The organism is Candidatus Nitrotoga sp. BS (assembly GCF_927797785.1).
Classification (GTDB): domain Bacteria; phylum Pseudomonadota; class Gammaproteobacteria; order Burkholderiales; family Gallionellaceae; genus Nitrotoga.
Map to the genome: position 1 here is coordinate 1 of NZ_CAKMLL010000059.1, position 13,746 is coordinate 13,746.

At 41.7% G+C, this 13,746-nt stretch carries 10 protein-coding genes and 1 pseudogene; 4 read left to right on the top strand and 7 right to left on the bottom strand.

Going from position 1 to position 13,746, the window contains the following annotated elements; translation table 11 throughout:
• The first annotated feature begins 254 nt into the window (after positions 1-254).
• The 4 genes from MJ769_RS06710 (at position 255) to gyrB (ending at position 6,136) form a co-directional block, all read left to right on the top strand.
• Entirely contained in the window at positions 255-701 is a 447-nt protein-coding gene (locus MJ769_RS06710) for an Rrf2 family transcriptional regulator (RefSeq protein WP_239235512.1), read from the top strand.
• Positions 702-970: 269 nt separating this feature from the next.
• Complete coding sequence (dnaA, locus tag MJ769_RS06715) at positions 971-2,323, top strand: chromosomal replication initiator protein DnaA (RefSeq protein WP_239235514.1); 1,353 nt, start codon at positions 971-973, stop codon at positions 2,321-2,323.
• A 214-nt stretch (positions 2,324-2,537) separates the two neighbouring features.
• Positions 2,538-3,644: a DNA polymerase III subunit beta gene (gene dnaN / locus MJ769_RS06720; RefSeq protein WP_239235516.1), complete on the top strand. Its 1,107-nt coding sequence runs from the start codon at positions 2,538-2,540 to the stop codon at positions 3,642-3,644.
• A 95-nt stretch (positions 3,645-3,739) separates the two neighbouring features.
• On the top strand, positions 3,740-6,136 hold the full coding sequence (gene gyrB / locus MJ769_RS06725) for a DNA topoisomerase (ATP-hydrolyzing) subunit B (RefSeq protein ID WP_239235518.1): 2,397 nt from the start codon (positions 3,740-3,742) through the stop codon (positions 6,134-6,136).
• A 29-nt stretch (positions 6,137-6,165) separates the two neighbouring features.
• Here gyrB and MJ769_RS06730 read toward each other — a convergent pair.
• The 7 genes and pseudogenes from MJ769_RS06730 to MJ769_RS06760 form a co-directional block, all read right to left on the bottom strand.
• A pseudogene (locus tag MJ769_RS06730) lies at positions 6,166-7,123 on the bottom strand (IS1595 family transposase).
• A gap of 183 nt (positions 7,124-7,306) precedes the next feature.
• Positions 7,307-8,377 (bottom strand): molybdenum ABC transporter ATP-binding protein, encoded by a 1,071-nt coding sequence (modC, locus tag MJ769_RS06735; protein WP_239235520.1) that lies wholly within the window; start codon positions 8,375-8,377, stop codon positions 7,307-7,309.
• Positions 8,374-9,078: a molybdate ABC transporter permease subunit gene (gene modB, locus MJ769_RS06740; RefSeq protein ID WP_320412152.1), complete on the bottom strand. Its 705-nt coding sequence runs from the start codon at positions 9,076-9,078 to the stop codon at positions 8,374-8,376. Before modB ends, modC begins: the two co-directional genes overlap by 4 nt.
• A gap of 3 nt (positions 9,079-9,081) precedes the next feature.
• A complete protein-coding gene (modA, locus tag MJ769_RS06745) occupies positions 9,082-9,864 on the bottom strand; it encodes a molybdate ABC transporter substrate-binding protein (RefSeq protein ID WP_239235524.1) in 783 nt (260 codons plus the stop codon).
• A gap of 27 nt (positions 9,865-9,891) precedes the next feature.
• Entirely contained in the window at positions 9,892-11,628 is a 1,737-nt protein-coding gene (locus tag MJ769_RS06750) for an alginate export family protein (RefSeq protein WP_239235526.1), read from the bottom strand.
• 86 nt (positions 11,629-11,714) lie between these two features.
• A complete protein-coding gene (locus tag MJ769_RS06755) occupies positions 11,715-12,143 on the bottom strand; it encodes a TOBE domain-containing protein (RefSeq protein ID WP_239235536.1) in 429 nt (142 codons plus the stop codon).
• Positions 12,144-12,746: 603 nt separating this feature from the next.
• The gene (locus MJ769_RS06760) at positions 12,747-13,556 is read right to left on the bottom strand and encodes a TOBE domain-containing protein (protein WP_239235538.1); all 810 of its coding nucleotides are present in this window, start codon (positions 13,554-13,556) and stop codon (positions 12,747-12,749) included.
• Between the last annotated feature and the right edge of the window lie 190 nt (positions 13,557-13,746).

The window sequence follows — 13,746 nt, forward strand, 5'->3', positions numbered from 1 at the left end:
ATCTCGCCCCATCATTCTGTTAGAAAAAGTTGCACTTCGTTGTTGAATCCGCGGGGTAACGTACCAGGGAAATAACAGGAAATAACCTTGGAAGTCATGTTGACCGGTTAAAACACGCCAGTCGGCACATTAGATTACTTAAGAACAAATTCACCGTGCTAACCCCTCTAGTCTGCTAGGCATTGCACAGAATTCTGATTAGAATGTGCCATTGCATTAATTAATTAAGTGTAATTTTTAATTTAAAGTCACAAATGAAATTTACTCACTTTACCGATTATTCATTGCGCACCTTAATTTACTTAGGTGCACAGCAAAGCGCGCTGACTACGATCAGCGATGTTTCTAAAAGCTATGGTATTTCGCAAAGCCACTTAACGAAAGTCGTACATCAACTGGCCAACCGCGGCTATATTCAAACCACGCGTGGCAAGGGTGGAGGAATACGCTTAGCCCGCTTACCACAGTTAATCAACATCGGGGATGTAGTACGCGATATGGAAGACAATATCGATCTGGTCGAATGCTTCAACACAAAAAATCAAAGCTGTCCCTTACTACCCGCATGTATCCTCAAGTCAGTGCTTACAGAAGCGCGTAAAAATTTCTTTGATACTTTGGATCGCTACACTCTTGCAGATCTGTTGACTAATCCATTATCTCTGAGAAAAAAACTTGAATTCCCGAAAAACGTACATTAAAACCAACAATTTATTTTAGGCTGTATTGCAATTATCTGTTGAAACTATCTTAATACTTAAATAAATTAGCAACATCAATATGTTGAAATGATGTGTTGAGCGAGCATTCTGGGTCAGCCCAGATAGCTTTCGATATACTGCACTCTTACACCAAGAAATTCGCTATTCATTGATTGAGTCGGCTATCATAATCATTGACGTTTTGAATGTGATAGATACCGCGCATGTAGTAGAATGTTCAAATATTTTTGCATCGTCCTCTAAAAATTATGCAAGACGAAACTTTATGGAACACCTGTCTTCTTTTTTTTGAAGGTACGCTTACCTCACAACAATTTAATTCTTGGATTAAACCTCTGGCTTTTGAAATTAAAGGTAATCAAATTACCTTAACTGCGCCTAATACTTTTACGTTAAAAATTGTACAGGAACGTTTTTTACCAGAAATTTCTAAACAAGCAGCGTTATTTCTTTCATGCCCACCAAGTTTCGAGTTGCGTATAGAAGAGAAGCCTTTAGATTTACTTCCGCCAAAATTACCAGTTGCTATAAATAATATTGACCCGTCTGTACCGCAACTCACATTTAATAAGCACAAAAATCAGAGTAAGCTTAATCCTTTATTATCTTTCGAAAATTTTGTTACAGGTAAAGCAAATCAATTAGCTCATGCAGCAGCAATACAAGTTGCTGAAACTCCCGGCACAACGTATAACCCATTATTTATTTACGGTGGAGTTGGATTAGGGAAAACTCATTTAATCCAAGCTATTGGAAACCATATGAAGCATGGCAATGCACAAGCAAAAATTTGCTATGTTCATGCTACTAATTATGTTTCAGATGTTGTCCGCGCATTTCAAACTAAAAAATTTGATGAATTCAAACAATTTTACAACTCATTGGATTTGCTATTAATTGACGATATTCAATTCATCGCTGATAAGCCTGGAACCCAACAAGAGTTTTTTTACACTCTCAATTCATTGATCGATGGACATAAACAAGTTGTAATTACTTGCGACACTTTCCCTAAAGAAATTTCAGGAATGACGCCACGACTTACTTCTCGGTTCAGCTGGGGATTAACAGTAGCTGTTGAACCACCCGGCTTGGAAATGCGGGTAGCAATTTTACTTCAGAAAGCTGCTATTTCTAATAATCCGATAAGTGAAGGTGTTGCTTTTTTTATTGCTAAACATATTCGGTCTAACATCCGTGAATTAGAAGGTGCACTTAAACGCATTGATGCATATTCAAGATTTCATAAACGCACCATCTCTGTAGAGCTTGCAAAAGAAGCGCTTAAAGATTTACTGGCTTCACAGAATAAACAAATTTCCATTGAGAATATTCAAAAAACTGTGGCTGATTTTTACCGTATCAAGGTGGCTGATCTTCTTTCCAAAAAGCGTACACGCTTAATTGCAAGACCTAGGCAAATTGCAATGTGTTTGGCAAGGGAATTAACACAATTGAGCTTACCGGAAATTGGAGCTGCTTTTGGAGGACGTGACCATACAACGGTTATGTATGCATGTAAGACCATCGAAAGTTTACGTAATCTAGACTCACCTCTTAATGCAGATTTCAATTTGCTTAATCAAACATTACGAAACTAATTGCCTTAATTACTTTAGTTGAAGTTGTACTTTAATATTGTGAATAACTATCCTTAAAAATATTTTCTTGAAAACTATACACAAAAATTACGCAGTCAAAAACAACGTTTATTCACATCTTTTTATACACTCTAATATGTTATAAACAAACAAAAATATAAAGTTATTCACTATATGTAACATCTATTATTATTGTTATTAAGGATATATAAGAATGTTTATTGAAAAGATTGAAAAAGACAATTTATTAATTTCCCTTCAAAAAATAATTGGAATAGTAGAACGCAAACAAACCCTCCCAATTCTGTCAAATGTTTTAATTGAAAAAACGGAATCTAATATACGTTTTATAGCGACTGATCTTGAAATTCAAATTTCAACGCAGTTTTCCGATCCCAATCAAACAAGCCCTGATACAGCAATTACTGTAGCCGCTAAAAAATTATTGGAAATCCTTAGGGTTCTCCCTGAAGCAAGTAAAGTTACATTAGATATTAATGAGAACCGTCTTTTAGTAAAAGTAAATAAAAGTAAATTTTCTTTGCAAACGTTACCTGCTCAAGATTTCCCGAAAGTTTTAGAAACATTAGAACAAGCTTTAAAAATTCAAATTGAACAGGGCAAACTAAAAAAATTATTTGGTATGGTTCAATATGCCATGGCACAGCAAGATATTCGATATTATTTAAAGGGCGTTTTACTAGTTATTGATGGAAGTTTTTTAAAATTGGTGGCGACAGATGGACATCGTCTTGCATACGTTATTAGTAAGCTTGACCAAGAATATCCTAAACGTGAAATTATCCTGCCGAGGAAAACAGTTAATGAACTAATCAGACTTTTAGCTGATACAGAAGAAAAAATTACATTTGAATTAGCTGAAAATCAGGTTCGTATGACTTTCTCAGATATTATTTTAATTTCTAAGGTAATTGATGGGAAATTTCCAGATTATGAGCGTGTTATCCCTAGTTATACGAATCAACTTACGCTAAATAGAATAGAGATATTACAAGCATTACAATGTGCAGCAACTTTATCTAATGAACAATTTAGAGGAGTGCGTTTTGTTCTGACAGAAAATAATTTGCGAATTATTAGTAATAATAGCGAGCAAGAAGAAGCGCAGGAAGACATGGAAATAGACTATCAAGGAACTGCTCTTGATGTTGGTTTTAACGTTAATTATTTAATGGATGGACTAAATAGTACTGCTTCGCAAACAGTAGTATTGTCTTTTGGTGATTCAAATAGTAGTGTTTTGATCACAATTCCAGGTAATGAAGAATTCAAATATGTTGTTATGCCAATGCGTATTTGATAAATACAAACTTAGTAGCTAACGAAAAATATTCAAAATGTAATTCGGAGTAAATAATATTTACGAATGCATTTTTAATGTTTCACGTGAAACAGATGAAAGAAAAAATAATGAATGAGTATAACTCCACCAGCATCAAAGTTCTCAAAGGCCTAGAAGCAGTTAGAAAACGACCAGGCATGTATATAGGTGACACAAATGATGGTAGTGGCTTGCATCATATGGTCTTTGAGGCAGTTGATAATGCCGTGGATGAAGCATTAGCGGGTTTTTGCAACGAAATATCAGTAATTATTCATCCGGATAATTCGATTAGCGTGATTGATAACGGACGCGGTATTCCAACAGATATTCACGAGGAAGAAAATCGTTCTGCAGCAGAAGTAATAATGACGGTATTACATGCCGGTGGTAAGTTTGATGGAAACTCTTATAAGGTTTCAGGTGGTTTACATGGGGTGGGAGTTTCGGTAGTGAATGCATTGTCAGAATGGTTAAGATTGACAATATACCGGGACGATAAAATCCATTTCATGGAATTTCATTTAGGAGAACCGGTTGCGCCGCTGCAAATAATAGGCGAAACAAAGAATCGCGGCACAGAATTACATTTTCTACCTAGTAAAGAAGTTTTTGGTCTTGTCGAATTTCATTTCGATATTCTGGCTAAACGTCTACGTGAACTTTCTTTTTTAAATAATGGCGTAAAAGTTTCCTTGATAGACAAGCGCAACGGCAAAGAAGAACTTTTCGCATTCACAGGCGGAGTAAAAGGTTTTGTTGAGTACATGAATAGAAATAAAAATGCACTTCATAAAAATATCTTTTATACGCTGGTAGAAAGAGAAGGAATAACAGCAGAAATTGCCATGCAATGGAATGATTCCTATCAAGAAACTGTACAGTGTTTTACTAATAATATTCCACAGCGAGATGGCGGTACTCATTTGACAGCTATGCGTACAGCAATGACGCGTACTTTGAATCAATACATTGAAACAGAAGAAATTGCTAAAAAAGCCAAGGTTGAAACAACTGGCGACGATATGCGTGAAGGATTAACGGCGATACTTTCGGTAAAACTCCCTGACCCCAAGTTTTCTTCACAAACAAAAGATAAGTTAGTTTCTTCAGAAATTCGCCCTGTTGTTGAAGAGGTGGTTAGTCAACAATTAATGGCATTTCTGCTAGAAAACCCTAATGACGCCAAAGTAATTGTTGGAAAAATTGTTGAAGCGGCGCGCGCCAGGGAAGCTGCCCGTAAAGCACGCGAATTTACACGTCGTAAAGGGGTGCTGGATGGTATGGGATTGCCTGGCAAGTTGGCCGATTGTCAAGAAAAAGACCCGGCACTATCAGAGTTGTATTTAGTCGAGGGTGACTCTGCCGGGGGCTCGGCAAAACAAGGACGTGACCGTAAATTTCAAGCTATTTTGCCGCTTAAAGGTAAGATTTTAAATGTTGAAAGAGCACGTTTTGAAAAAATTATTTCATCACAGGAAATCGCCACACTGATCACAGTTTTGGGTACGGGTATTGGCCGGGATGAATATAACCCAGACAAATTGCGTTATCACCGCATCATCGTCATGACAGACGCTGATGTAGATGGTTCGCATATACGTACCTTGTTATTAACGTTCTTCTACCGCCAAATGCCAGAATTAGTTGAACGCGGCCATGTTTATATTGCACAGCCGCCACTATATAAAGTTAAACAAGGCAAAGATGAACGTTATTTAAAAGATGATCATGAAATGAAAATATTTATGCTTAGCTCAGCCCTTGTTAATGCTGAGCTGCATACTGATCAAGATTTACCAGCGTTGGGAATTGAAACACTCGAGCATCTGGCCAAGGAATACTTCCTTGCTGAAGCCATAATAGATCGTTTGTCCCGAGTTATCGCGAAGGAAGTTCTGCATGCAATGCTTAAACAGCCAAGTATTCAATTAGATAATGCAGAACAAGCAGAACAAAGTGCGAAAAGCTTGCAGCAGGTTTGTGGTCAGGAAATAATTGTGAAAGCGGATATTAATCCAGCCAATGATGAAAACCGTTTACGTTTGGAAAAATATTCGCATGGCAATTATTCTGTAAGCTACATTGAGCCGAAATTTTTGCTTAGCGGGGATTACACTCAAATTAAACAAACAGCACTCGCCTTGGATGGATTGATGGGCAAAAGCGCATATATCAAGCGAGGGGAACAGCGCAAACCGGTAACTGATTTCAAGCAAGCCATCGAATGGTTGTTGGAAGAAGCTAAACGTGGAGTCAGTATTCAGCGTTATAAAGGATTGGGAGAAATGAATCCAGAGCAGCTGTGGGAAACCACCATGGATATAAAAAACCGTATTTTATTGCGGGTACAGATTGAAGACACGATTGCAGCAGACGAAACTTTTACAACTTTAATGGGAGATATAGTGGAGCCTCGCCGTGCGTTTATTGAACAGAATGCACTGGGAGTTAAGAATCTTGATGTGTAGTAATAATATTGGTTGCAAAAAATATCTGATTAGTTACATGCCTCAGCCGACCGAATGGCAGCTTCAGGGCACGGGGTTGTAATCACCGCACCACGAACGAGGCGCTTGAGGATGGTGCCAAGATCGAAGCGGCGATTAAAACGGTTCTGAACCTTGGTCAGGAAACGGTCTGCGTATTAACGGAAGTCGAAAGCATGGTAGGTTCCACTGATAGCTGTTTTCAGGTTGTCCAGCACGGTATTCACGGCGCGGAATGCCGGGTGTTGCGCCGCTTCCCGACCCGTGCCACCGTTCATAATAATGGCAGAGTGCGTAGCGCCGCTGGCAGTGACGCCCCGGAAACATCCGAGTCCATCGGACAGCACTTGAGCGGCAGGCACCCGTGCCTTCTTGGCCCAGGCTTCGACGGCTTGCTTGGTGAACGGGATGCGGATGAAGCAGGCTACGACCGGCTTGCCGTCCTCTGTGGTCTGCACAGCCGCAACGCAAGAAGACTTGGTTTCCGGAACCTCGGCCGCGCTTACCCGAGCACTCGCCGCCCAGGTAGGCGTCGTCAATTTCGACTCGCCCTTCGTGGACGCGGGAGGATTCGCGCTCAGTCATGACTTGCAGCAGCTTAAGCTTCATCAGCCAGGCGGTCTTGTAGCTCACGCCCCGATGGCGCATAAGTTCCAGCGCGGCAACATTGTTTTTCGCTTGGGTCAGCAAGTGCATCGCCAGAAACCAGCGTGTCAGTGGCAGCTTCGTTGCTTGGAAGATCGTACCGGCAGTGACCGTCGTCTGGTAGCGGCACACTCGGCACTGCCAGTGCTACCTGCCGTTCTGGATGAAGGTGCTATGATGGGTTTCCCCGCAATGCGGGCAGACAAAGCCCTCTGGCCAGCGCGACGCCAACAACGCCGCGTGGCACTGCTTTACCCTCCCGTACTGCTTCAGACACTCACACAACGACAGACCCTTTTGAAACTGAACTCGATTCATTGCCATGACGCATCTCCTTGGATAGATGTGCCTATTATTACCCCCTCATAGCTCACCACATGAGCCTGTAAGTAAAAAATTGTACCCAGCTGAGGCATGAAACTAATCAAGAAAAATAATGAGGTGCTACTGCATCTCGCCCCATCATTCTGTTAGAAAAAGTTGCACTTCGTTGTTGAATCCGCGTAACTACTCCGCCAACGCAGCCGTTTTTATCATGGCATATACGACAAGTCCCTTGCGTAAATCTAGTCGATCACGTGACCATGCAGTAATTTCAGAAAACAAATTTTGACCTCCATTTAACTGTAACCAAAGCAGTACATACCCCTCGCGAGCGGGATCAATACACTGCACCGTCACCGGCAATATATTCATCAGGCTTGTGTTCTCCGGTATAGCGAGAGCAATGCCGACGTCCTTTGCAAGGATACGCAAACGTTGCGACTTGCCAACGCTACCTGAATAAATAGGGGTGCTCAACCAAAAACAATCTTCGCCTACATGAAAAGAAGTTAACCCATACTCTTTCTGCCCCAACTGGCCCTCAATGACAGACACCACACCTTCATCGTTAAATAGCGGTGAATCAGACCGCGATAAGGTATTTTTGAGCGTTTCAATTCGATCGATGCGCCCATCCCGCAAAAACACTACTCTGTCTGCAAGACGCTCTACTTCGGCTGGCGCATGGGTTACATACACAATCGGCACATCCGCTTCTTTGACCAAGCGCTCGAAATAGGGAAGGATGTCGCGCTTGGACTGAGTATCGAGCGCCGAAAGCGGCTCATCCATTAAGAGCAAGCGTGGGCTTGTTAACAGCGCACGCCCTAAGGCAATACGTTGACGCTCGCCACCGGAAAGTTTACTAATATGACGTTCAATCAAGTTTTCAATGGCCAACATACGGACAACTTCGTCCAGATGAAGTCTACGCTCAGCAACGGGTGTGCGTTTATAGCCGTAGAGCAGATTTTCGCGTACAGACAGATGCGGCAATAAACTTGCCTCTTGAAAAACAATAGCGATCCTGCGCCGATGCAGCGGTACACAGTGACGGTCATTCATCCAAATTTCGTGACGAAAGCTTACGTGCGCGCCGTTCGGGCGCTCTAAGCCAGCAATCAGTCGCAGCAATGTCGTCTTACCCGAGCCTGAACGTCCAAACAGAACGGTAACACCATCTGCTGGCCAATCAACATCAACATCAAAAACGAAGTTCGGGTGAGTAATCCGAGCGCGTACCGACAAGGTCATGGCTTTATCATCTCGAAACCTCGATTAAACCAGTACACTACGAAAAGCACGATAAAAGCGAAAATCAATAGCATCAGACTAAGTCTTCCCGCAGCGGCATACTGCATGCCTTCTGTATAGCCATAGATAGTGGTTGATAATACGTGGGTAACCCCGGGAATATTGCCGCCCACCATCAGGACTACCCCGAACTCTCCCATTGTGTGGGCGAAAGTGAGCGTCATAGCGACTATGAAGCCACTTTTTGTCATAGGTAAAATTACGCTAATGAAACGATCTATCGCACCGGCCCCAAGTGAAGCAGCCACCTCGATCGGGCGTCGCCCCAAATTAGAAAATGCTTGCTCCAAAGGTTGCACAGCAAACGGCATGGAATACAAAACTGAGCCTATCAATATCCCCTCGAAAGAAAAGGCAAGATGATGTAGTCCCATATCCTCTAACGTTCCGCCGATGAAGCCGCGCGGACCAAGCATAATCAAGAGATAAAATCCAAGCACGGTGGGCGGCAACACCAGCGGCAGTGCAACCACAGCCTGCACAGCAGTTCGAAAGGCAGAGCGCCCGCTAGTCAACCACCAAGCCAATGGTGTTGCAATCGCCATTAAAATTAATGTGGTGTATGAACAAAGTTGTATCGTAAGCCAGATTGCTGTCCAATCCTCTGCGGTCAAGCTCAAGCTTTGTCTTAAGAACTCCAAAATTTATCTTACTAAAAAAGAGTGTTTTTTAGGTAGCACAAAGCCATAGCTTTCCATGATTTTGCGTGATTCTGGTGTCTGGACGTAAGCTGCAAACCGCCGCGCCAGCGCACTATTTTTCGCTCGCTTGGTTATTACAAAAGCTTGCGCCAACGGCTCATGAAGACCGTCATCAATCAAGCTATACCCTCCTCGTTTAGACAAGGTAGGATTAAGTGCCAGTGAAAGGGCAATAATACCGGCATCGGCAGCCCCGGTACTTACCATCTGTGCGGTATGTTCGATATTCTCACCAAAGACAAGTTTCCCTTGTAGTTTTTCCCACATTCCGGTCGATTTAAGTGCTTCCTTGGCTTGCATACCGTAGGGTGCAAATTCGGGGTTTGCAATGGCCACTTTACGAATAGCCGGTTCAGACAATTTTTGCAGAGTTAATTTAGTTGCATCAGTCGTTGAAGACCAAATTACCAAGCGGCCAATCGCGTAAATTACTGGATCAGTACTCGTTAGCCCCTCTTTCTTCAGCGTCTGCGGAAAACCAACATCCGCCGCGAAGTAAATATCAAAAGGTGCGCCGTTCTGGATTTGTGCACTGAATTTTCCTGACGAGCCATAAATAGCCTTAACCTCATCATGGTGGTGCTCGGCATTAAATTTACTTACAATATCGGCCATAGCAAATTTTATACTGGAAGCGGCGACGACGGTTATATTCTCAGCAGTTGAGATGCTGGCACCAAACGCGAATACTATTGCGATAACAAGGGTATGAAAAATTTTAGCCATAATAAACAGTACCTTTTATGTGTTGAATTAAAATGCGCTTAGGGTAGTTTCAACATACAGTAAATTGGAATTTGCTTTGCGTCCTGGCTCTACTAATTGAGAAGTCTTTTTAGTGAAGTCACCAGCCATGAAGTGCGAGTAACCTACATTTAGCCCAATATACTGATTAATTGAATACCGCACACGAACATCAAACTCTTCACCTATATTTTTGCCGCTTTTACCAGCTTTATCTTGTAAGTTGGCGCCACCACTCCAAAGGTCAGTGGCGCTGGCTAAGTGGTACCAGCTGTAGCCAAAGTCAATTTTTAACTTATCTGAAGGGGCGAGCTGACTGCGAATTTTTGTTGCATATAAGTTTGAAAATTGAATGGAGTTGCTAGCAGATAGAGACGACCTGGAAGCACCAAACAAGCTATCAAAGCGCTGATTTCTAGAATCCTTAGAATCTTTGTCGCCGCTGGCAAAAGCTAAAGTGGCACTAAAACGTGGCTTCCAGGAATATTGGGCGGTATAACCTCCTTCTAGATTATAGGCATAAGCATCCTGAATCAGGGGGCCATCATTACCCCATTGTTTAGCATAGTTAAAGTCATAATCAAGCCCGGTATTTTCTACAATACCAAATCCTCGAAAACCACCCGTATGAATTTCTCGGTTTGTGTGAGCGCTTGCAGCTGCCAGTGTTCCATTCGAAGCATATGTGACCTTGCCGCCATCTTGTTTAAGAAACAAATAATATGGTTGTAAAGTGATATTTTTTGACCATTTGCGCCAGTCGCCGACTATGCCATAGAGCCATTGGGCATCATTAACTTTATCCACTTGATCTGCTAAGCGAATTATTGGCTGCAAGGCAATTAAGTCTACCTGCCAATCACTTTTTTTCTGGCCAAAAGTTGCACGTAGGCCTTGAAATGAATTGATTGTATTTCTCCATTCATTGCGTGCAATCAGTCGCCTATCCACTAAATCTAAAGTCATACGGCCAGCTTTAATACTAACCGGTCTGTTATTGCCTAGATCATCCTTGCCTAGTGCATCATTGAAATATAGCTCCCCATAACCTTGAATTATCTCGGTTTTATTGACATTACGATTATCACTCTGGAATGCGCTGTCATATGCGCGAGAATCGTTCATTTCCACTGTAAAGCGGAACGGATCAATTTTACTTTTAACGTCGGCATAAATACGCGTGCTCTGCAATAGTGGCTTATCTAGGACATCTTTACTACGACGAAAGTCATTGTCACGATACTCATAGCGAAGTCTGGTCTGCAAACCTATATCTACCCAGTTAATGTTTTCCAGGCCTTCAGTATTGCTTAGCCATGTATTGTTGATTTGCTTAACATAGCGAGGAGGTTCAGTTTCATGCGCCACCCCAAAAGTTCGACTTTCAACGTAATAATTGGGAGCTATAGCGTTCATAGTCAATATTTCAGTTTTAGTCATTTTTTTTTCTTTCAAGGCAGCGTTCTCTTGGGTAATCTCCTGCGACTGCACTGCTGCTTTTACTATTGCTTGTATTTCCTGGCTCGACACTTCAATTTGCGGTTTCAACTGCATATTTTCTTGCGCAACTGAATAGGGCGATGCCACTAACAGACTACTCGCCAGAATGCCGACTTCTATCCTTGATGCAGTCATTTTAATTTTGAATAGTTCTAAATATCGGAACTCAATTAAGTTTATAACTTCCTTAAAATTTACAACCTTATTAATCATTTTTCCTAATGGGTAATAAAAAGTTTTGATCATAATTTTTTAAGTGAACCATCTTATTCAAAATATAGTCAACTATATAACGACAATTAAAAAAAACCGCTTGAGTTTCGGTTTTCTATTTATTCGTCTACGGCAAGAAGAACATGAGAAGCCTTGATTAACGCACAAGCAGGGCTGCCAACTGAAAATTTGAACAAAGTTTGCGATTCATTGGTGATAATTGCAGCAAGAGTATTGTCATTTCCGATATCCATTACCACCTCGGTATTCACCGCGCCTTTTTCTATTCGGCTGACCACCCCGCACAACCGATTTCGCGCCGACGTTGTGATTTTTTCATCCGCCAGTGTCAATATTACCCATGTTGATTTGATTAACGCGTATGCTGCTTTGCCTGGCACAAGTCCTAGTAACCGTGCACTTTCGATTGTTACAATAGCGCACACTGCTGCACCACTTTTCAACCTAAGTATTATTTCTGAATTAATTACTCCATGAATAACTGTTTCAACAGTACCTTTCAAGGTATTACGCGCACTTGTTTTCATTTTAATTCGCCTTAACAGCGTATGAGAATCTTTTAACGTTTGTTCTTCATTGAGTTTATCGAATACCGCAACCAACTGAAATTAATATGTTTGTGATACACAGAAACGATTCAGTCCAACTATCAGTTGTTGATCAACACAGTTTTTTGCCTGCGTCGATCTTGCCAAAACGTGACCAGAGGCACTCCAACTAAATTATTCATTATTTCGATTGCTACCCAAGCCTCCCTTGTAGCTCATCCCAACCGCCTTCGCACTCCGACTAAAAGATTTTGTTCTACTAATCACAACCTGTAATTAGAGCCTTCGCGGGGAGATCTAATCACCACCATTTAAGTAGAAGGATAGAGAGGCGCTAAAGCTACCAATTTTATTCGTGGTGGGCATATTTTAGTTATATAGTATACTATATAACGATTGGAAAAAACATCCTAAGCTCGCTAGCAATTCTTGGAGTTTGCATTCGAATCGATGAATTTGAATATTGCTATTAATTCATTTAGCTTCAAAAGCTTCCGGTCATACACCCACAATATGTTAAATTCAAAATATATTTAAGTATATAGCGTAAGCTAAAAAAAGCGCAAATGCGATTATTTTTCATTAGTCTACACCAAGAATAATATGAGACTCCTTGATCAAGGCGCATGCACGGCTACCAACAGCAAACCCAAGCATTTTGTGCGACTCGTTAGTGATAATCGCAGCAAGGGTAACGCCTTTACCCAGATCAAGCAGTACCTCGGTACTTACCGAGCCTTCTTCAATGTGGGTGACCAACCCACACAAACAGTTACGCGTTGATATTTTGATCTTGTCGTCCGCTGAGGTTAAAACTACCCATGACGCCTTAATCAAGGCATACACAACCTTGCCCGGCACAAGATCAAGTGAGCGCACACTCTCTCGGGTAATGATAGCGTACAGGGCTTCACCGCTAGCTAACCTCAGTGTCACCTCCGCATTTACTGAACTCATTTGCACGCTTTCAACAATTCCCATGAAAGCATTACGCGCACTCGTTTTCACCTCTATCCTTTTTAGAAGCTGAAAACTATTACCCATAGCTATATCTTCATTAAGCGAAGCGAAAAATTGGGTTTGCAAAGCGGCGATACGCACGATTTCATCTACCAATCGCTGCCCCGCCTCAGTTAGTTCTGCCTTGCCGCCTCCACGCCCCCCTTGCCAAGCCGCTACCAGAGGCACACCAGCAAGATTATTCATTGCATCAACTGCTTCCCAAGCACCTTTGTAGGTCATCCCGACCGCTTTAGCGGCGCCACTAATCGAGTTTGCTCGACCTATCGCAGTCAACAGCTCAAGTCTTCTTGAGGAAACCCTGCCGCCGCCAAAGTCGAGAGACAATGGGGCACTAAAATGACCAATTTGTTTTTTTGAGGACATAGCCATTAAAATAAAAGCATTAAATTTTAGACTGTATAAAATTTCATCCGTAATAATAACGCAATATATTCATTAATCAGTAATACTCGGCGCACTCAACAATTGAATTGCGTCCTCATTCAATTAAAAACAGTAAAATATATCACTGCTGTCCGGTTAATACGCGAATAGATTCAATTGATTACTGGGGGTGACA